At 71.4% G+C, this 20,144-nt stretch carries 17 protein-coding genes; 7 read left to right on the plus strand and 10 right to left on the minus strand.

Going from position 1 to position 20,144, the window contains the following annotated elements; genetic code table 11:
- Window positions 1-192: 192 nt before the first annotated feature.
- From ACFQV6_RS24250 to ACFQV6_RS24265, 4 genes are all read right to left on the minus strand, one after another.
- On the minus strand, window positions 193-798 hold the full coding sequence (locus ACFQV6_RS24250) for a M23 family metallopeptidase (protein ID WP_378029861.1): 606 nt from the start codon (window positions 796-798) through the stop codon (window positions 193-195).
- Between the two features lie 119 nt (window positions 799-917).
- On the minus strand, window positions 918-1,451 hold the full coding sequence (locus tag ACFQV6_RS24255) for a cupin domain-containing protein (RefSeq protein WP_378029862.1): 534 nt from the start codon (window positions 1,449-1,451) through the stop codon (window positions 918-920).
- A 25-nt stretch (window positions 1,452-1,476) separates the two neighbouring features.
- Complete coding sequence (locus ACFQV6_RS24260) at window positions 1,477-2,406, minus strand: MBL fold metallo-hydrolase (RefSeq protein WP_378029863.1); 930 nt, start codon at window positions 2,404-2,406, stop codon at window positions 1,477-1,479.
- A gap of 146 nt (window positions 2,407-2,552) precedes the next feature.
- Complete coding sequence (locus ACFQV6_RS24265) at window positions 2,553-3,482, minus strand: LysR substrate-binding domain-containing protein (protein ID WP_378029864.1); 930 nt, start codon at window positions 3,480-3,482, stop codon at window positions 2,553-2,555.
- A 31-nt stretch (window positions 3,483-3,513) separates the two neighbouring features.
- Between ACFQV6_RS24265 and ACFQV6_RS24270 the strand changes: the two genes are divergently transcribed.
- Window positions 3,514-4,479 carry a LysR family transcriptional regulator gene (locus ACFQV6_RS24270; RefSeq protein ID WP_378029865.1) on the plus strand — a complete coding sequence of 322 codons (966 nt, stop codon included), beginning with the start codon at window positions 3,514-3,516 and terminating at the stop codon, window positions 4,477-4,479.
- Here ACFQV6_RS24270 and ACFQV6_RS24275 read toward each other — a convergent pair.
- The 4 genes from ACFQV6_RS24275 to ACFQV6_RS24290 are packed head-to-tail and all read right to left on the minus strand — an operon-like array spanning window position 4,439 to window position 8,338.
- Complete coding sequence (locus ACFQV6_RS24275; RefSeq protein ID WP_378029866.1) at window positions 4,439-5,554, minus strand: FAD-dependent monooxygenase; 1,116 nt, start codon at window positions 5,552-5,554, stop codon at window positions 4,439-4,441. The two genes, ACFQV6_RS24270 and ACFQV6_RS24275, sit on opposite strands and share 41 nt — an antisense overlap.
- Window positions 5,551-6,336 carry an ATP-binding cassette domain-containing protein gene (locus tag ACFQV6_RS24280; protein ID WP_378029867.1) on the minus strand — a complete coding sequence of 262 codons (786 nt, stop codon included), beginning with the start codon at window positions 6,334-6,336 and terminating at the stop codon, window positions 5,551-5,553. The genes ACFQV6_RS24275 and ACFQV6_RS24280 overlap by 4 nt, the downstream gene beginning before the upstream one ends.
- 2 nt (window positions 6,337-6,338) lie before the next feature.
- Window positions 6,339-7,355 carry an ABC transporter permease gene (locus ACFQV6_RS24285; protein WP_378029868.1) on the minus strand — a complete coding sequence of 339 codons (1,017 nt, stop codon included), beginning with the start codon at window positions 7,353-7,355 and terminating at the stop codon, window positions 6,339-6,341.
- The gene (locus ACFQV6_RS24290) at window positions 7,352-8,338 is read right to left on the minus strand and encodes a sugar ABC transporter substrate-binding protein (protein WP_378029869.1); all 987 of its coding nucleotides are present in this window, start codon (window positions 8,336-8,338) and stop codon (window positions 7,352-7,354) included. The genes ACFQV6_RS24285 and ACFQV6_RS24290 overlap by 4 nt, the downstream gene beginning before the upstream one ends.
- A gap of 178 nt (window positions 8,339-8,516) precedes the next feature.
- Between ACFQV6_RS24290 and ACFQV6_RS24295 the strand changes: the two genes are divergently transcribed.
- Genes ACFQV6_RS24295 through ACFQV6_RS24315 form a run of 5 tightly spaced genes read left to right on the plus strand, consistent with a single transcriptional unit; the run spans window position 8,517 to window position 13,204 of the window.
- Window positions 8,517-8,807 (plus strand): putative quinol monooxygenase, encoded by a 291-nt coding sequence (locus ACFQV6_RS24295; protein WP_378029870.1) that lies wholly within the window; start codon window positions 8,517-8,519, stop codon window positions 8,805-8,807.
- 3 nt (window positions 8,808-8,810) lie between these two features.
- Window positions 8,811-9,794 carry a fumarylacetoacetate hydrolase family protein gene (locus ACFQV6_RS24300; protein ID WP_378029871.1) on the plus strand — a complete coding sequence of 328 codons (984 nt, stop codon included), beginning with the start codon at window positions 8,811-8,813 and terminating at the stop codon, window positions 9,792-9,794.
- A 59-nt stretch (window positions 9,795-9,853) separates the two neighbouring features.
- Window positions 9,854-10,801, plus strand: a complete 948-nt coding sequence (locus tag ACFQV6_RS24305) for a VOC family protein (protein ID WP_378029872.1) — start codon at window positions 9,854-9,856, stop codon at window positions 10,799-10,801.
- Window positions 10,802-10,815: 14 nt separating this feature from the next.
- Window positions 10,816-11,961, plus strand: a complete 1,146-nt coding sequence (locus ACFQV6_RS24310; protein ID WP_378029873.1) for an alpha/beta hydrolase family protein — start codon at window positions 10,816-10,818, stop codon at window positions 11,959-11,961.
- Window positions 11,948-13,204, plus strand: coding sequence for a glycoside hydrolase family 1 protein (locus ACFQV6_RS24315; RefSeq protein WP_378029874.1), 1,257 nt, complete (start codon window positions 11,948-11,950; stop codon window positions 13,202-13,204). Before ACFQV6_RS24310 ends, ACFQV6_RS24315 begins: the two co-directional genes overlap by 14 nt.
- Here the strand turns inward: ACFQV6_RS24315 and ACFQV6_RS24320 are convergent.
- Entirely contained in the window at window positions 13,144-13,671 is a 528-nt protein-coding gene (locus ACFQV6_RS24320) for a hypothetical protein (protein WP_378029875.1), read from the minus strand. The two genes, ACFQV6_RS24315 and ACFQV6_RS24320, sit on opposite strands and share 61 nt — an antisense overlap.
- Window positions 13,672-13,748: 77 nt before the next feature.
- Between ACFQV6_RS24320 and ACFQV6_RS24325 the strand changes: the two genes are divergently transcribed.
- The gene (locus ACFQV6_RS24325; RefSeq protein ID WP_378029876.1) at window positions 13,749-14,870 is read left to right on the plus strand and encodes a 5-methyltetrahydropteroyltriglutamate--homocysteine S-methyltransferase; all 1,122 of its coding nucleotides are present in this window, start codon (window positions 13,749-13,751) and stop codon (window positions 14,868-14,870) included.
- Window positions 14,871-14,879: 9 nt separating this feature from the next.
- Here ACFQV6_RS24325 and ACFQV6_RS24330 read toward each other — a convergent pair whose 3' ends face one another.
- Window positions 14,880-20,144 carry a hypothetical protein gene (locus tag ACFQV6_RS24330; RefSeq protein ID WP_378029877.1) on the minus strand — a complete coding sequence of 1,755 codons (5,265 nt, stop codon included), beginning with the start codon at window positions 20,142-20,144 and terminating at the stop codon, window positions 14,880-14,882.

Genomic DNA, 20,144 nt, shown 5'->3' on the forward strand with positions numbered 1-20,144 from the left:
GGGGGGGGGGGGGCGGGGGGGGGTGGTGGGGGGGGAAGTGCCCCGCCGGCGGCCAGCGGGGGGGGGGGGCTGGGGCTGGGCGGGGTGGTTGGGCGGGAAGTGCCCCGCTGGCGGCCAGCTGGGTGGGCCGGCTGGGGCTGAGCGGGGGCGCGGGGCCGGAAACACCCCGCTGGCGGCCAGCTGGGGGTGGGGCTAGGGGGAGGGGGTGGGGCAGTTGGTGCTTTTGCGGCGTACTGAGTATTCGCGGGTGTCGGTGGTTATGCCGGAGGGGGAGCCGGCGAAGTGGGCCTCCTGCTTCTGGCGGGCGGCGCGCTGTTCGTAGTGGAGGTGGGGCGCTCCGGACTTGCCCGTGCTGCCGATCCTGCCGAGCTGCTGGCCGGTCCGGACGCGCTGGCCCTTGGTGACCATCGGGGGCTCCAGCATGTGCAGGTACTGGGTTTCCCAGCGGCCGCCGTGATCGATTTTGACCCAGTAACCGGCGCCGGAGCCGTGCGGGCCCTTCGGGTTGTCCGGGGTGCGGGAGCCCAGGGTGCCGTTGACGCCCGCCTCGGCCACGCGGCCGGCGTAGGAGGCGAGGATCGGGCGGCCCCAGGCGGAGCCCTTGGCGGGGAAGAAGTCGATGTCGAAGTCGTCGTGGCCGGGGTAGGTGCCGAGGATCCACGTCTCGCCGCAGGTCACCGGGAGCTGGAAGTCGGGGCGCGGTCCGGGCGGGAGGACGCGCGGCACGACGACGAGGGCGACCCCCAGAACGGCCAGGGCCAGGACGGCGGCGGACAGGGCGGTGGATCGGCGGGTCACCCGACGATGGTGACAAGCCGCGGCAAGCCAGTCCGCGGGGCCACCCCGCGTCAGTCCGCGGGTCCACCCCGCGTCAGTCCGCGGGTCCACCCCGCGTCAGTCCGCGGGTCCACCCCGCATCAGTCCGCGGGGCCACCCCGCATCAGAGCGCCGAGGCCTCCCGGTAGAGAGGCCGCCAGCGAAGGGTCGAACTCGGCGTCGACCAGGACGAAGGCGACCCGGGCGGTGACGTCGCCGCGGTTGGCCCAGGCGTGGTCGGTGCCGCGCTGGACCACGACGTCGCCGGCCCGCAGGGTCACCTCGGAGTCGTCGAGGATGAGCGTGATCTCGCCGGACAGCACGATGCCGTAGTCGATGGACGCGGTGCGGTGGACCGGTGACTGGAGGCCGCGGGCGTCGAGGTGGCCGGGGCGGAACTCGTTGATGCGGATCCTGGTGCCCCGCGGCGGGGGCGGGACCGCAAGGGTGCGCTCGGTCGGCTCAGTGGGTTCGGTGGCGAGGATGCGGGCCGGGGCGCCTTCGGTGTTCCAGATCTCGTGGAAGGAGACGCCGTCGGCGGGGAGGTCGCGGCTGACCGGGACGGGGCCGTCGGAGAGGACCACGGAGACGCCGCCGGAGGTGTGGCCGGTCACCACGCGGCGCGGGGCGGTCATGCGGGCGTGCTCATGCGCCGGGCGTTCATGCGTGGCAGGCGATCGGGCCGCCGTGGAACGTGACCATGTCCGGCCAGACGGACGGGACGGTGAGGCGGTGGTCGATCGGGTTGCCGGCCAGTTCGGAGTAGGCGCGGTGCAGGTTGCCGACGAAGCGCTCGGTCTCCGCCCAGTCCTTGTAGGGGTTGTCGCGGTTCTTGACGGCGGCTTCGAGAGGGGACAGGCCTTCCTGGTACGAGACCGCGGCCACCTCGGCGACGTAGGCGACGTAGGCGTCCAGGTTGTCGAGCAGGCGGCCGACCTCGTCGCCGCGGCAGACCGGGCCGTGGCCGGGGACCAGGACGGCGGGTGCCAGGGCGCGCATGTGGGCGATGGCTGCCCGGAAGCCCGCGACCGAGCCCTCCAGGAGGAAGGGCTGGCCGCCGGCGAAGGCGAGGTCGCCGGAGAAGAGGACGCGCTGCTCGGGCAGCCACACCACGACGTCGTTGCTGGTGTGCGCGCGGCCGACGTGCTGGAGCTCGATCGGGAACTCGGCGAGGTGCAGGGTCATGCGGTCGGTGAAGGTGACGTTCGGCGGGCGCAGGACCAGGTTGCCGTAGTCGGGGGCGGTGATCACCCGGGTGGCTTCGAGCCCGGCGGCGAGGACCTCGTCGCGGCACTTCTCGTGGCCGATGACGAGGGTCTCCGCGGGCAGGAAGCCGTTGCCGTAGGTGTGATCGGGGTGGTGGTGGGTGTTGACGACCGCGCGGGGTGAGCCGCTGCTGACCTTGGCGACCTCGGCGAGGACTGCCTGGTTGCGTCGCTCGGTGGAGGTGGTGTCGACGAGTACTGCGGTGCCGCTGCCGTCGGCGATCACGCCGCAGTTGTTGACCATCCAGCCGCCGTCGGGCTGGACGTACGCGTGGATCCCGTCCGCCAGCCGGTCCACGTACGGTTTGCCGTCATCCCAGGCCACGTCGGCTCCTCCCGATTGCGTGTGTCCATTGGGTCACCTTCGACCCGGCGGCACAACCACTTCCACCATCGCTGTCGGCGATCGCAGGCATTCGCGAAGGTGATCACGGGCACGCGCAAAGGCGATCAGCGGCACGCGGAAGAGCGCTACTCGTCCTCGACGGCGAGGGCGACGTCGTAGAGCAGGCGCCGCAGCCAGGCGACCCCGGAATCCTTCTCGCGCCCGGCCTGCCAGTGCGCCGCTTCGACGATGCGCACCTCCGCCAGCGGCGTCTCGGCGATCACCAGGTCCAGGACGGCGAGGCAGCGGCGGGCCAGGCGGGACGGGACGAAGGCGCACATCTCGGTGCCGCCGACCGCGAACGGCAGCGTGAGCAGGCTGGTGACCTGTACCAGGACGGTACGGTCGGCGAGACCCTGCCGTTCCAGCTCGATCTCGAGGGGGCGTTTGTGATCACCGGCGGCGCTGAACTGGGCCACCGCGTGCGGCATGGCGGCCAGGTCGGCGAGGGTGAGCGGGCCGCCGGAGAGCCGGGGATTGCCGCGGGCGACGATGCAGACCAGGTGGTCGGTGAAGATCGGCTGGGTCTGGCCGGGGAAGTCGTAACCGAGCGGGCCGATGATCAGGTCGCGGCGCAGGAGCTGGGTGTCGAGCGGGACGCCGTGGGCGTCGAGGGTGTCCAGGGCGACCGAGCAGCCGGGGGCGCGCTCGGCCAGCAGGCGGATCAGGGGCTCGGCGAGGACCGTCATCGCGTACTCCGACATGCTGACGCCGAATCGGCGGGTGCCGGCCGCCGCGTCGAACTCGCGCTGCGTGCCGAGCAGCGCCTCGGCCGCCTCCACCGCCTCGGCGACAGCCGGCCGCAGGCGCTCGGCGAGGGGGCTCAGCTCGAAGCCGCGACCGGAACGGATCATCAGCTCGTCGTCGAAGTGCCGGCGCAGGCGGGTCAGGGCGCTGCTCATCGCCGACTGGCTCATCGTCATGCGCTCGCCCGCGTGGGTGAGGTTGCGCTCCTCGAGAAGGGCGTGCAGCGACAGCAGAAGGTTGGCGTCGACGTCGCGCAGGCGTTCCTTCACCAACCCATAATCGGGTACGGAGGACCCGCTGATGACTCTCGGAGGTACCGATCTCAACCTTCTGCTGTTCCTGCGGGTTCTGCTGGAGGAGGGGAACGTGACCCGCGCCGGCGCCCGCCTGGAGGTGGGGCAGCCGGCGATGAGTGCGGCCCTGGCCAAGCTGCGCCGCCGCTTCGACGACGAGCTGCTGGTCCGGGCGGGCCGCGACTACGAGCTGACGCCGTTCGCCCGTGACCTGCTGCCCGAGGTGCAGCGGGCGGTACGCCTGATGGCCCGCGCCCTCGACCTGGAGAACCGGTTCGAACCCGCGACGAGCACCCGCACCTTCCGGCTCGCGATGAGCGACTACGCGGTGGCCGTGCTGCACGAGCCGCTGGTGCGCCGGTTGCGGGAGACCGCCCCGGGGGTGCGGCTGTCGATCGAGCGGATCGGGCCGAAGGCGCGGACCTCGGAGCGGACCCTGCTGGAGCACGACGCGATGGTGGCGCCGCTCGGTTTCGGCTTCCCCGGCGAGAGCCGGCCGCTCTGGCGGGACCGGATGGTGCTGCTCGCGGACCGGCGCAACTCCCGGCTGGCGGACGGCAGGCTGACCCTGCGGGATCTGGCCGAGCTGCCGCACGCCGCCGCCACGTTCGGCCCGGGGATCCTGACGCCGGTGGACCGCGTTCTCGGCGAGCACGACATCCATCCGCACGTGGTGCTCCAGGTGAGCGGGTTCCTGCCGCTGGCGTTCGTGATCGAGGGCACCGAGATGGTGGCCGTCGTGCCGGAGCGGCTGGCCCGCCTGCACTCGGCGGACGGGCCGGTCACCATCGTCGAGCCGCCGTTCGGGGAGGTGGTCCTGGCCGAGGGCTACTGGTACACCCGGGACCGCCTCGGGGACTCCGCGCACCGCTGGCTGTTCGCCCGCCTGGACGAGCTGGCAGCCCTGTTCACGCCGGAGCACGAGAAGAACGTCACGCCGGAGCACACAGGGCGTGCAGCGTCTGGCCCATGATCCGGCCGGGGTCGGCGCCGGGGGTGTCCGGATGGATCTCCCACTCGGCCAGCTGGAGGCTGTTGTCGAGCACCATCTTCACGCGCGGATAACGCCGGGCGTGGAAGGCCGGCAGCACCTCGTCGACCGGATCACCGCCGGCCAGCATCTCGGCGAGGACCACGGCGTCCTCGGCGCACATGGCCGCGCCCTGGGCGATCAGCGGCGGGCAGGCGTGCGCCGCGTCGCCGATCACGACGACCCGGCCGCGGTGCCAGGGGCCGTCGATCAGGATCGCCTCGATGTACTGGTAGTTGACGATGGCGTCGTCGGCGAGGCTGTCCCGGACCTGGCCCCAGATTCCGCCGTACCCCTGCCCGTGCTCTTTGAGGATCTTGCCGTTGGGGTGTTCCCCGACGAACGATCGGTCGAGGTTCTCCTCCAGCAGGAACGCGTAGCAGAGCTCGCCGGAGATCGGGGTGTAGCCGGCCTTGAACTTGGGGCCGCCGTAGTAGACGCCGGAGCTGTCCATGGCCTCCGGGCGCCGCGCCACCACCCGCCAGATGCCCATGCCCACCGGCTGCGGTTTCGCCTCGATGCCGATCATCGAACGGACCGCCGAGCGGATGCCGTCGGCGCCGGCCACCAGATCGAAGGTCTCGGTGGTGCCGTCCGTCAGCGTGGCCACCACGTGGTCGCCACGGTCGTCGAGGCTGGTGGCGGTGGTGCCGAGCCGCACGTCGACGCCGGCTTCCCGGACGTGCCGGGCCAGGATGCCGGCCAGGTCGGCGCGCAGCGCGCCCATCGTCGGTGGCACCGCGTCGCCACCCATCGGCGGTGCGGGCATCTCCATCAGCTGGACGCCGTCGGCGCGGAACATCCGCAGTTTGTCGAAGCTGAAACCGTGCTGAGCCAGCTCCTCGTAGATGCCGACGGCGTGGAAGGCCTTGAGCGCGTTGCCCTGCAGGGTGATGCCGTGGCCGGCACCGCCGAGCGAGGACCGCAGTTCGGCGACGGTGACCTGGGCGCCGTCGCGTGCCAGCGCCAGGGCGAGGACGCCTCCGGTGATGCCGCCGCCGACAACGAGGACTCTCATCGGGACTCCTTGGTAGCGAACTGGGAGGGGCGTGCGCCGGTGATCCAGCCGACGATGTGATCCGGTTCGGTTCCGGCCACCGCCACGTCGGCGACCCTGGTGCCACGGTTGAGGACGACGACCCGGTCGGCGACCTCGTAGCACAGTGGCAGGTTGTGGGTGACCAGCACGATGGCGACGCCCTGCGCGGCCATCCGCCGGATCAGCGCCTCGACCTGCCGGGTCTGTTCGTATCCGAGGGCCGCCGTCGGTTCGTCGAGCAGCAGCACCCCGCTCGCGTCGCCGGAGACCCGGATGGCGCCGCGGGCCAGCGCGACGACCTGCCGCTGCCCGCCGGAGAGCATCTCGACCGGGCGGGTCATCGGCGCGGTGCGCACGCCCAGCCGGTCCAGCTCGATCTCGGACCGCTTGCGCATCGCCTTGCGGTCGACGAAGCCCAGCCATCCGAGCGGTCCTCCGCGCAGGATCTCCCGGCCGATGTTCAGGTTCGTCGAGATGTCCTGCGGATCCACCAGCGCCAGGTCCTGGTAGACCATCTGGATGCCGGCGCCCGCCGCGTCGCTGGGTGAGTGGAACCGCACGCCGGCGCCCCGCACCCGGATCGTGCCGCCGCTCGGGCGGTGCGCTCCGGACATCACCTTCAGCAGGGTCGACTTGCCGGCACCGTTGTCGCCGAGCAGGCCGACCACCTCGCCGGCGTCGACGTGGAAGTCGATGCCGGCCAGCGCCCGGACGTAGCCGTAGTGCATGTCGATGCCGCTCAGTTCGAGCGCGGGAGTCATGGTCACACCTGCTTCATGAGACGGTTCGAGACACTTGTCTGGACCAGCCGCTCCAGCACCAGCGAGGCGAGCAGCAGGACGCCCGTCGTCACCGTCGCCCAGTAGGGCTGGATGCCGCGGATCGTCAGGCCGTTGGCGATGGTGGCCAGGATCAGCGCGCCGACCAGCACCCGGGGCAGGCTGCCGCGGCCGCCGGTGAGCGCCACGCCGGCCAGGGCGACGGCGGTCAGCGCGCTGAAGATGATGCTGGGGCTCGCCTCGGGCGTGGCCTCGGTGGTGATGGCCGTGGTGACCAGCCCGCCGAGGGCGGCGCAGATGCCGGAGATGACGAAGCCGAGAACCTTGTAGCGGTCGCTGTGGATGCCGGAGCGGCGTACCGCCTCGGCGTTGCCGCCGACGGCCATCAGCCGGATGCCGTCCCGGGTGCGGGTCAGGAAGACCGTGCCGGCCAGGAACAGCAGGCCGACGATGAAGATCGGTGCGGGTACGCCGAGGTAGCGGTGGGTGCCCATGAACTCCAGGGCGGTCAGGCCGGGGAACGTGTAGCCGCCGGCGATCACCGCGGCCAGGCCGGAGAGCGCGGAGAGCGTACCGATGGTGACGATGATCGGGTTGAAGCCGCGGAGCGCGATCATCCCGTTGATCAGGCCGACCAGCACGCCGCAGGCGAGGCCGGCGATCAGGCCGAGCCAGACCGGCCGGCCGTTGGTGATCAGCCAGCCGGTGACGCAGGAGGCGAACGCGGCGGTGCCCGGCAGCGACAGGTCGAGCACGCCGGTCATCACGCCGAAGCCGACGCCGGCCGCGAAGATCGCGGTGAGGGCCGCGGCGTTCGCGATCAGCAGGGCGTTGCCGATGGTGGCGAAGTAGGGCGCGCACCAGAACGAGAACGCCAGGATGATCAGGCCCCACAGGACGAAGATGCCGCGGTCGCGGACGAAGACCAGCGCGGAGACCGCGCGCGGCATGTCGTGGCCGGTGGGCGCCGTGTCGGAGACCCGGACGGCGGTCACGGTCACTGCCCGCTCTCCGCGGTGATCACCTTCTGGGGTACGACGATCTGCTGCCCCGGTTTCGACGGGTCGGCCATCATCGCGGTCAGGGTGTCGAACGACTGCACCATGTCGGCCTCGAACTGCAGTGCCACCGACGCGTAGATCTTGCCGTCCTTGACCGCCTTGAGCACCTCGTCGTTGCCGCCGGCCTCGGTCACACAGGACAGTTCCTTGCCGGCCGCCGCGTACGCGCCGAGCGAGCCGAGCGCCGCCTCGTCGTTGACCGCGAGGACCGCCTTGGCCTTGGGATTGCCCTGGAGCGCGCTGCTGACGTCGGTCTGCGCCTTGGCCCGGTCGGTGGTGGTCACCTCGGTGACGATCCTGGCGCCGGGTGCGGTGGCGGCGAGCGCCTCCTTCTGGGCCTTCTCCAGCTCCGCCTTACCGGCGGTACCGGCCGCCGACACCATGAAGATGACCTCGGCCGTGCCGCCCAGCTTCTTGTTGACGCACTTGCCGAGCGACTCGCCGACGGCCTTGCCCTGCGCCGTGTAGTCGATCTTGTCGAAGGTCACGCCCGGCTGCATGCCGGACAGCCCGTAGTCCTCGGGTACGCCGTTGAGCAGCAGCGCGACCTTCTTCTCCTGTGCGGTCTTCACCAGGCCGGACAGGGCCGCGGGTTGCACCGCGATCACCCAGGCGCCGCCGGCGCGGCCGGACTCGACAACGCTCTGGAGGTCGGTGAGCTGCTTCTGCGGGTCGAGGTTCGGGTCCTGGACGAGGACCTCGTAGCCCTTGGCGCCGCCGTAGCCCTTGACCCCCTCGGACAGGCCCTTCATCGCCGGGATCTTCAGCGCGAGGGGTGAGAAGACGATCGTCCTGGCGGACTTGTCCGTGCCGGCCGCGGCGCTGCCGCCGGCGGGCTGCGTGCCACCGGAACCGCACGCGGAGACGAGGAGAAGGCTGGTCAAGGTCAGGGCGGCGGGTTTCAGGAAGGGGTCAACTTTCACGTCATCTCCTGCGTTCCGAGTGACAGCCGTCAACAAGCGTGTTCTGGGTCACAGAGAACACCGCGGTACCGCAACGCGGAACCCTCGTCGCGGTGATGCCAGGCATCGGCGTCCGGGCTTTCTCCCACCGGCCGGTGCGGACCTAGCGTGAGGACGTCACCAACGAGGAGGACTTTTCATGGCATACGTCGTCAACGCCACGTGGACCGCCGAGCCGGGCCAGGAGGCTGTCGTCCTCGACGCGATCGAGAAGCTGACCGCGCCGTCGCGGGAGGAGCCGGGGAACCGCTTCTACCAGGCGTACCGGGATCCGGCGGAGCCGAGCGTGTTCCGCCTGTTCGAGATCTACGACGACGAGGAGGCGTACGCCGCGCACGGGGCGTCACCGCACTTCGCGAAGTACGCGCTCGGCCAGGCCATCCCGGTGCTCGCCAAGCGTGAGCGCGCCTTCTACACGACGATCGGCTGACCCGTGAGACTGGCGGCATTCCGCCCGGTCGCCGAACCCGGTGGGCCACCCCGGGTCGGCCTGGTGGTGGGTGACGGGCCGAACTGGTGGCTGCACCCCTTCCCGGCCGGCACCGACCTGGTCGAGCTGCTCGCCGCCGGCACCGCCGAACGGGAGGCGGCCGCCGACGCCGCCGCCCGCGGTGACGGGCTGCGCCCGGAGCAGGTCCGGCTGCTGCCGCCGGTGTACCCGGTGGCGATGCGCGACTTCCTGACGTTCGAGGCGCACGTGGCCGGCGTCGGCAAGGGCATGCAGGGACACGAGTTCGTGCCGCCGGAGTGGTACGCCGCCCCGTCCTTCCTGTTCATGGCACCGCACGCGGTCACCGGCGGGTACGACGACGTGGCGATCGCGCCGGACACCGAGCGGTTCGACTACGAGCTGGAGCTCGCGGCCGTGATCTGCCGGGACGTCCGCAACGCCGGACCGGAGCAGGCGCGCGCGGCGATCGGCGGGTACTGCGTGATGAACGACTGGTCGGCCCGCGACGTGCAGGGGCGGGAGATGAAGCTGGGTCTCGGGCCGTCGAAGGGCAAGGACTTCGCGACCACGGTGGGGCCGTGGGTGGTGACCGCCGACGAGCTCGACGACTGCCGGGACGCCGGCGGGTTCCTCGACCTGCGAATGACCGTGAAGGTCAACGGGGAGGTCACCGGCAGCGATCGGTCCGGGAACATGGGGTGGTCGTTCGAGCAGCTCGTGTCGTACGCGTCCCGGGCCTCCTGGGTGAAACGCGGCGAGATCCTGGCGTCCGGCACGTGCGGCTCGGGCGCCCTCGCGGAGGGATGGGGGCGCACCGGCGAACTGATCCCGCGCCCGCTCCAGGCCGGTGACGTCGTCGAGATGACGATCGAGCGGCTCGGCACCATCCGCAACCGGATCGTCGCCGGCACGGAGAGCGTGCCCGCGATCGTCCCGGCCCGCCGGCGGGTGCGGGAGGAAGTGTGACGGTCGTGACCAGGCCAACATCAGGACAGTCGCTGTCGCCTGATCGGGAAAGGTAAGCAATGTCCCACCTCAACGCACACGGCATCACCCACCTGCGGCACGTCGACCTCGCCGTGCCCGACTACGCGACCCAGCGCACGTTCTACCGCGACACCTGGGGCCTGACCGAGGTCGGCACCGACGGCGACCTGTCCTACCTGGCCGCCGAGGGATCGCCGGAGCAGTACATCGTCCGGCTGCGCAAGGCGGCCGAGAAGCGCCTCGACCTGATCGCGTTCGGCGCCACCGACCCGGCCGCCGTCGACGCGCTCGCCGCCAGGCTCGCCTCGGACGGCATCCAGCTGGCGAGCCGGCCGGCCGAGCTGCAGACCGCCGGCGGCGGTTACGGCTTCCGTTTCTTCGACATCGACGGCCGCACCATCGAGATCTCCTCCGGCGTCGAGACCCGGCAGCACCGCGCCGTCGAGGAGGGTGAGGCCATCCCGGTGCGCATCTCGCACGCCGTGATGAACTCCAGCGATCCGAACCGGACTCGCGAGTTCTACGAGAGGCATCTCGGCTTCAAGCTCTCCGACACGCTGTGGAGTCAGCACATGGGCGAGATGATGCACTTCATGCGGTGCAACGACTGGCACCACAGCCTGGCGATCGCCCGCGGCCCGCACACCTCGGTGCACCACGTCTCGTTCGAGATGCGCGGCATCGACGAGTACATGCGCGGCACCGGCCGGGTGATGCGCGCCGGGATCAAGAAGATCTGGGGCCCCGGCCGCCACCTGGCCGGCAACAACACCTTCTCGTACTTCCTCGACCCCAGCGGCAACACGATGGAGTACACCACCGAGCTGGAACGGCTCGAGACCGACCAGTGGCACCCGACGCTCTACGACATCGCCGATCCGCAGACGCAGGACCAGTGGGGCACGTCCGACCCGATGAGCGAGATCATCGCGAAGGACAGCTTCAACGAACCCGACCGCGGCCTGTTCGTCGCCCCGCCGGTCTGACCCCGGAGAAGACGATGTTCGAGTACTTTCCCGGCAACTACATCTGGAACCTCGGTGTGGTCGCCACGCTCAACTCCGGCGGCACCATCGACGAGGTGGACCGTGCCTGCCGGCCGATCCGCGACCTCGCCCAGCAGGGCTCCGACGTCGGCACGCGTGAGTTCATGGCCTCCTGGCGGCGGGTCGCCGACCAGGTCGAGCAGCAGGCCGTGGAGGCGGAGAAGGCCGGGCACCGGCGCACCGCCCGCCAGAAGTACTTCCGCGCCGCCGCCTATCTCTGCCAGGCCGAACGGATGCTGTCCAACTCCTCGCCGGAGCGGATACCCACCTATCGCCACCTGCTCGACCTGATGGAGAAGTCGTTCGAGCCGCACACCAGCCGGGTCGAGATCCCGTTCGAGGGGACCACCCTGCCCGCCTACTTCACCAGCGGTTCCACGAACGGCGAGCCGGTCCCCACGATGATCATGTGGAACGGGCTGGACTCCACCAAGGAGCACATGCACACCTCGGGCTGGCCGGCCGAGATGGCCGCCCGCGGGATCTCCGTGCTGCAGATGGACTGCCCCGGATCAGGCGAGGCCCTCCGGCTGCGGGGCCTGACCTCGCGCGTGGAGACCGAGGACTGGGCGCGCGCGGCCGTGGATCATCTGGAGACCAGGGCAGACGTACGGGACGATCGCATCGGCCTGGTCGGATGGTCCCTCGGCGGCTACTACGTGCCCCGCGCGGCCGCCTTCGAGAAACGCCTGGCCCTGGCCGTCGCCTGGGGTGCCAACCACAACTGGGGCGAGGTGCAGCGCAAGCGCCTGGAACGCGAGGGCGAGAACCCCGTACCGCACTACTGGGAGCACGTGCTCTGGGTGTGGGGCGAGACCGACCTCGGCACGTTTCTCACAAAGGCGGAACGGGTGAACCTCAACGGCATCGTCGAGCAGATCACCTGTCCGCTGCTGATCACCCACGGGACGAACGACAGGCAGATCAGTGTCGCGTACGCCCACCAGTCCTTCGACCAGGCCGTCAACGCGCCGAAGAAGGACCTGCGCCTGTTCACCCCCGACGAGGGCGCCACCGAGCACTGCGGGCTCGACCACCTGCCGCACGTCGCCGCCTACACCGCCGACTGGATCGAGGACACCCTCCGTGAGCTTTCCTGACGAGTTCCTCTGGGGTGCCGCCGTCGCGGGGCATCAGGTGGAGGGCGGCAACACCGGCAGCGACACCTGGTTCCTGGAGAACGTCACGCCCACGGTGTTCCGGGAGCCGTCCGGCGCCGCCTGCGACAGCTACCACCGGTGGCGCGAGGACGTCGGCCTGGCCGCCGGCCTCGGCCTGAACGCCTACCGCTTCTCGGTCGAGTGGGCCCGCGTCGAGCCCGCACCCGGCGTCTTCTCCGCCGGGGAGCTCGACCACTACGAGGCGATCGTCGACCACTGCCTCGCACAGGGGCTGGCCCCCGTGGTGACCTACAACCACTTCACCTCACCGCACTGGTTCGCGGCGCGGGGCGGGTGGCTCGACCCGGGCGCGCCGGAGGCGTTCGCCCGCTACTGCGATCAGGTCACGGCCCGGTTCGGCGACCGGATCACGGCGGCGGTCACCCTCAACGAACCCAACCTCACACGGCTGCTGAGCTGGATGGACCTTCCGTCGTTCGTACGAGAGAAGGAGGCCGCCACGCTGGAAGCCGCAAGCGCGGCAGCCGGCGTGCCCCGCTACCGGGCCGCGAACGTCATGCTGCCCGGGGAGATGGACGCGATGGCCGACGGCATGGAGGCCGGTCACCGTGCCGCCCGCGCCGCGATCAAGGCCCGGCGTCCCGGTCTGCCGGTCGGATTCTCGCTGGCCGTCGCCGACGACGTGGTGGCCGGCGACGATCCGGGCGTGCGCGACCGCAAGCGCGCCGAGGTGTACGAACGCTGGCTGCGCCTGGCGGCCGGGGACGACTACGTCGGCGTGCAGAACTACGAGCGGCTGCACTACGACGGTAACGGCGCCGTGCCACCGCCGGCGGACGTGCCCAGCAACCAGATGGGCAGCGCCGTGGAGCCGCTGTCACTCGCCGGAGCGGTCCGGTACGTCCACGGCGAGACCGGGGTTCCGGTGCTGGTCACCGAGCACGGAATATCCACCCCGGACGACCGGCTGCGCGCGGAGTTCCTGCCGCCGGCCCTCGACGGCCTGCGCGAGGTGGCCGCCGGCGGGGTGCCCGTCCTCGGCTACTTCCACTGGAGCCTGCTCGACAACTTCGAATGGATCTTCGGGTACGGGCAGCAGCTCGGCCTGTACGCGGTCGACCGGGAGACGTTCGCCCGTACCCCGAAACCCAGCGCCGAGGTCTACCGCTCGCAGGTGATCTCCGGGTTCTCCGACACCAGCTCACCCGCCGGGTTGGCCTGATAGATCCACACGTGCTGGTCGTAGTGCACCGGCATCGGCGGCGCGCCGGCCGGGACCGCGTGCCCGGCCATCGGGCCGTCGAATCCCCGCCCGAACAGGGTCGGCCGGTCCCGGTCGGTACGCAGGTCCTGGTCGGCGTCCGCCCGGAAGTACTCGAGCGCGACAAGCTTCGGCTCGTTGTCGCCGTCCGGCGCGTAGACCAGGATCTCCGGCAGCACCGGGTCGATGTCCGCGTCACCGGCCCGCCCCGGATGCACGAAGTGCAGGCCCATGCCCGGCACACAATCCTCGGTCGGCAGGTAGCCGGCCCTGATCGCCTTCTTCACGTCGCGGAACTTCTTGGTGGCGTCCAGCAGCACCTCGCGCTGCGCCGCGGTCAAGGAATCTTTCTTGTCCGCCGCCTGCGCGGGAGTCGCCGCTCCGGCCAGCACACATGCGACGGCCAGGGCCGCCTGCAGAATTTTCACGCGGTCACTCAACCACGCGGCGGAGCCCCGAAAAGGGATAATCAGCAACAGTCAATCTTGAAGGGGGCTCACCAGCAATGACGCTTCGCGACCACCCTCCGTTCCGTGCCGACCACGTCGGCAGCCTCCTGCGCCCGGCCCACCTGCTCGAGGCCCGCGCGCAGCGAGCCGCCGGCGCGATCACCGCCGAGCAGTTGCGCGCCGCCGAGGACGACGCCATCCGTGACGTGGTCCGCATGCAGCGCGACGCGGGACTGCGGTCGGCCACCGACGGTGAGTTCCGCCGCACCTCGTGGCACATGGACTTCATCTACCGCCTCGGTGGTGTCCACTCGACCGACGAGAAGATCCAGGTCCACTTCCGCAACGCCGACGGTGAGCTCGACTTCGAATCGGCGGCCCTCGCCATCGACGCACCGGTCCGGCTGACCGACACCATCTTCGGCGACGACTTCACGTTCCTCGCCGGGACCGTGGACGAGCAGGTCACCGCGAAACTCACCATCCCGTCGCCGAGCATGGTCCACTACCGCGGCGGCCGCGCCGCGATCGATCCGGCCGTCTACCCGGACGAGGACCAGTTCTGGGCCGACCTGAGCGCCGCCTACGCCGAGCAGGTCCGCCGGGTCGCCGATCTCGGCTGCCGCTATCTGCAACTCGACGACACCAGCCTGGCCTACCTCAACGACCCGGCCCAGCGGCAGCTGCTCTCCGACCGCGGCGACGACGCGGAACACCAGCACCTGCGCTACATCAAGCAGATCAACGCCGCGATCGGCGACCGCCCGGCCGGCCTGAACGTCACCACCCACATGTGCCGCGGCAACTTCCGCTCCTCGTGGGCCGCCGAGGGCGGCTACGACTTCGTCGCCGAGGCCCTGTTCAGCGAGCTCGCCGTCGACGGCTTCTTCCTCGAGTACGACGACGAGCGCTCGGGCAGCTTCGCCCCGCTCCGCTTCGTCCCGCCCGGCAAGATGGTCGTCCTCGGCCTGGTCACCACGAAACGCGGCGCCCTCGAATCCAAGGACACCCTGAAACGCCGCATCGACGAGGCCGCGAAATACGTGCCGCTCGACCAGCTCTGCCTGTCACCGCAGTGCGGCTTCTCCTCGACCGTCGAGGGCAACGCCCTCACCTACGACGAGGAGGTCGCCAAGCTCCGCCTCATCGTCGAGACCGCCGAGGAGGTGTGGGGCTGAGCCGCCCGGCTAATCCCACCACTCGCCGACCTTCATCAGGGCCGAGACCACCGCTCGCGATGTCGCGTGCGGTGGCAGGCCGGCGGGCGAGCCGGTCGAGGCGAGCGTGACGAGGTCGGCGGCCTGGATCGGGCGCGGGTGCGCCGACAGGATCCGGATCGCCTCGCACCAGGCCCGGTGCGAGGCGCTCCCGTCCGCAGTCTTGCCGTCGGCAGCCCTGCTGTCCGCAGTCTTGCCGTCCCCAGTCTTGCCGTCCGGCCAGGTGGTGAAGGTGCCGGTGATGGCGAGCAGCGCCTTGCGCCGGTGCTTTCCCGAGGTGATGTCGGCGCAGGCCCGCAGCAGCGCCGGATAGCAGGCCGGTACCCGCCCGGCGGCCCGGGCGACGGCGGCGACCGCTTCGTCGCGGTCGCGAGTGTCGCCGAACGTGCGTGCGGCGTCGAGTGCCTCGGCGATCAGGACGGCGCGTTGGCCGTGCTCTGTCAACCTGGCGAGCGCCGTGAGCAGGGGCACGGTGCTTGCGGTGGCAGCTCGCTCGACCAGCGATCGGATGCCGGTGAGTGCGGGCGCGTCGATGTCGACCTGGATCCGGCCGAGCATGTGGAGCAGGAGGTGGTCACGGTCCAGATCCGGCATGTCCGGCAAGAGGTCCAGGGCGTGCCGCCACAACCGCGGGCGGGCGGCGGGCAACGACCGGTTGATCAGGGCACACAGCTGTTCGATCTGCGCCGCGCGGTCGGTGATCGCGAACACCAGCCCCTCCAGCGGCTGGAGTTCATGCGGATCCAAACCGAGGATCACCAGGTCGAGAGCGATGATCGCCTCGTGGCCGATCCCCTTGCCGAGTTCCCCGACGATCTCGCCGGCGATCCGGGACCGCCAGATCGGTGGTCCGTAGCGGTAGAGGCGGAGAAGTCTGGTGAGGTAGTAGGGCAACCCGCCCCGGTCGCCCCTGGTCCAGGTGAGAATCCTGGTGAACAGGGCCTCCTGTTCGCCGTCCGGGGTGAGGGCCTGCACGGTGGACAGGGACTCGAAGGGCAGGCTCTCGAGCGGGGCGGCCAGCACGGCCGCACGGAGCGGCGAGAGGGCCTCGGCCGGATGATGGACCCGGAGCCCCTGGTAGGCGGCGACCCGGGCATCGGCCGGAAGACGCAGCGCGGCGTCGATGACGGCCGGGAGCAGGTCCTCCGGTGCCATCCGAGCGACGCGGCGAACGCCGACGGCATCGGCGTGCCAGGACCGGAGCGCCACCGGAAGAAGCCGCCGTCTCGCGTCCTCGGTCAGCCGGCCGAACGCCTCGGTCACGGCGCGCCCGAGGTCGGTGAGCACCCACTCCGTGCGGTCCCGCACCCACTGGCCGGCCGGTCCGGCGGACAGATGGCTGCCGGGCTGTTCGGATCGCTCCCGGTGTTGCGCCGGCAAGGCGTGGACCATCTCGACGGCGTGCTCCACCTGGTCGGAGGAAAGCCGGGGGATGAGGCTCAGCCACGGGCCGGGCGTGGTGGCTTCCCGTTCCAGCAGAAGCACCAGATCCGAGATCACGGTCTCCGGGACGCCGCGAGGCAGAGACCGGATGAGCGCCTCCAGGTCTTCCGGTGACGGAGGCTCCTCGAGGTGGCCGAGATAGGAATCGACGGCCTCCCGTTTGGCGTCGTCGCCGCGCAAGTGGGGGAGGATGGTGAGCAGCCGGCTCTGCCGGAGGGAGCCCGTTCCCTCAGCGGCGGTGATCAGGTGACGGTCGAGTTCGTCGTCGAAGGCGTCGCGGAGCCCGATGAGGACAGCGAGCCGCTGCAGTGGGTTCCCCATCGTCAGAGCCTGTGCCAGCGCCTCGGACAGGCACTCGGTCCTGCGGTCCGCCGGGGCCTTGCGCGCGATCAGGTGCAGAGCCTCCACCCGGGCGGGGACGGGAACGATCGACCGGCACAACGCCAGTGCGTCATCCACGGCCTCGGTGGCCAGCCTGGTTCCCAGCCCCTTGAGCAGGTTCATGGTGGCGACCTGGTCGTGGGGGAGTTCCCGGCACAACGCCAGGTAGTGCAACTGGGCCGCGGCAAGATCGTCGCCGGTGAGGGAGGCGAAGGAACCGGACAGGGCGCTGAGACGGTCGCCCGCATCGCTGATGGTCTGCGCCGACCGGAGTGCCTCGTCGAGCAGGTCACGGCGTGCCCGGCCGGTGTGGCATGTGGCGAGCAGGGTGAGCACGAGGGCCCGGTCGCCGTTTTCCAGCGTGCGAGCCGCTTCCACGAGGTCCCGGACCTTGCCGGCGGGAGCGCCGGGGCCGTCGATCGCCAGCAACTGCGCGGCTGCCAGCACCTGGGCGGCGCGTTTCGGCAGGTCCGCCGTGACCGCGAGGGCCCGCTCCCGCGCGGCGCGGCTGAGGGAGGCGGCCCAGGTCTGCAGGAGCCCTTCGCGGCGCACCACGGCGCGCATCGAGCCGACCAGCAGTTCCTCGGCGGCGGCTTCGTCGTGCTCCCGCCACCAAGCGGTCTTGAGCAGCAGGGACGCGGACTCCTGGCGGTTGGGCATCTGCCGTACGGAGTCCAGGGCGCGCGCTCGCAGGTCCGTTGCGTGGTGGGCGAGCGGGAGCAGGATGCGGGGGGAGCCGGCCGCACCGGGATCGGCGGCGAGCTGCCGGGCGTACCCGATGATCTCGTCCTTCTCCGGCCCGGTGACCTGTTCGGCCAGGGCGCAGAGCGCGGGCACCGCGTCGATCGGGTCGGGCAGGTCTCGGGCCGCCCGCACCGCGCCGGGCAGAAGCTCGGGGGGCAGGAACCTGGCGACGGCGACCAGCCCCGCGCCGCGTTCCCGCTCGCTGGTGCTCGTCAGCAGCGCCGACAGGGCCTCCTCCGCCGCCGATCCGCGCGCCGGGCCGGGCAGGCAGGCGCTGACGGCTGCCAGCGCTCTCGCGCGGGACGGCGGCGACGGCAGGGACCGGGCGACGGCGTGGGCCCGGGCGAGCGCCGGGCCGTCCAGCAGGGGAGCCAGGCTGGTGATCGCGTGGGCGCGGGCTGCGGAGTCCCGCATGGTCGAGGCGACGGAGAGGCACTCGCCGGCCCACTCGGCGCCGAGCGCCGGAGCCAGGGTCACCACAGCGGTGGCTCGGCGCCACTCGTCCGGTATCCGGCGGCAGATCGCGAGGGCCTGCGGCGCGGTGAGCAGGCCGGCGGTGACGGCTCCGGAGAGGAGCCGCGGCGGCACGGTGCTGCTGCGGGCCGCGACGCTTCCGCGGGCGAGCGCGCAGACGAACACCGTCTCGGTGGCGCGTTCGGCCGCGGCGGGGTCGTCGGAGCCGGCGTCCTGCTCGGCGCGGCGCCAGGCCCGGTCGCAGTCGTTGAGGAAGCCCGCGTCGGTGCCGTCGACAGCGTGCCACGCCGCCAGCCAGCGGCCGTCGAGCAGCGCGAAGAGGTCGGCGCCCGGCGCGCCGGCGTTCTCCAGGTGCGCGCCGTGATAGTTCAGGACGTAACCGGAGACGGCTGCGGGCTCCACACTGCCGTCGAGCAGCCCGGCGACGGTGCGCCTGCCGTAGTCGAGAAAGCTCGCCCGCCATCGGTCCCGTTCGCGGCGGCCCATCTTCTCGTGGAAGAACATGCCGAACCGCGGGTGCGAGAAGACGAAGCCCTGCCGGACGCCGTCGCCGATGACGAACCTCTCGACCTCCTTCAGCAGCCAGGTCAGCTCGAAACCGGCCGGAGCCCGCGGGTTGACCTCCTCGACGTCGTCGATCGTGAGCGGGCCCAGTGCCGAGGCGAGCACGTGGAGGAAGTCCCACAGATCACCGGGCCGGGTGGCGGGCCGGGCGCCGGCCCGCCACACCCTCTCCAACTCGCTGCTCCACCGTTCGAAGTAGCCGCGCATGCCCTTCTCGATCGAGGGCAGCTCCTCCGGGGTCAGGCTGGTGGTGTCGCCACCGGCGGAGCTCAGCTCGTCGATGTAGAGGTGCAGTAGCAGCGGATCGCCCTCACTGAGGCGGTACAGCTCCTCGACGATGTCGACCCGGCTCACCAGATGGGCCAGCGGGTTGCCCATGGCGAGCAGGACGTCGCCCACCCCGGCCCGGTCGAGCGGTGGCAGTGCGATGCTCTCGGCCAGCGCCGGGCCGGACCAGTTCAGCCTGGTCCGCCAGCCGGTCTCGTCGGTGTCGCCGGCGACGAAGCGGGCCGAGACCACGACACGGACCCCGGCCGGCGGGTTCGCCGGGAACAGGTGGGCGCCCGGCTCCCAGTCGGTCGCCTCGTCCAGGCCGTCGATGATGACCAGCAGCGGCTTGCCGCCGCGTGGCTGCCGCCGCAGGTAGGCGGTGATCTCCGCCTGCCACTGCTCCGCCGAGCGCTCGGCCGTGCTCACCGCTTCGCCGTGCTGCCCGGCCAGGCGGGCGGCGAGGGCCGGCAGTGCCACACCCGCCTGCGCGGTCTGGAACCGGATGCTGATCGGCACGAAGACGACCCGGGCCGTACCGGTGGCGGCGACGTGCGCCGCCCATCGGCAGAGCAGGGCCGACTTGCCCCGGCCCGCCTCGGCGGTGATCAGCGCGTACGGCGGCGCGTCGCGGCTCGCGAGCCACGCGTCGAGCCTGCCGAGCTGGGCGGACCGGCCGCCGAACGGCACCCGGCGGCGATGATCCCCGAGGTACTCCCCGAGGAAGTTCTCGATCCACTCGGCGTAGACGGCGCCGATTCCGGCCAGGTTCGCCGCCGGACCGGCGCCGGCCGCGGGCTCCAGGCCGAACCTCGTGATCACGTGCTGGATCGGCACCGCGTAGAGCACGTTGCTCGCCCTGGGCTCGGTGTGCCCGCGCCGGTACGGCACCTGCTCGACGAGCACCCCGATCACGCCGCCGCCGGGACCCGCCGACATCACCGCGCTGCCCGAGTAACCGTCGAAATCCTCGAAGGTGTGGTCGACGCGCAGTTGCACCAGGTCGATGCGGGAGCCACCGGCGTTGACAACGCTGCGGGCGGCATCGGTGACGGTGCCGGTCAGGCCGGGATCGTTGTCCAGCGGCTGAGCGTCCACCCGCCAGCCACTGCCCGGCACCGCCCGAGAGACGGTGAGCGGACTGTCCACGGCGGCGCCCAGATGGAGGACCGCGACGTCGTGCTCCTCGTCGGCGTCGACCCGGGAGACCGGCAGTGGCTCGTGGACACCCGGCAGCGCGAACCGGAGGTTGTCCGCCGGGTGGCCGCGCACCACGTGGCAGGCGGTCACCACGGCTCGATCGGTGATCGCGAAGCCGCAGCCCGCGAAGCGCCCGCCGGCCAGGACCCGGCCATCTGTCAC

This window comes from Actinoplanes sp. GCM10030250 (assembly GCF_042666575.1).
Classification (GTDB): domain Bacteria; phylum Actinomycetota; class Actinomycetes; order Mycobacteriales; family Micromonosporaceae; genus Actinoplanes.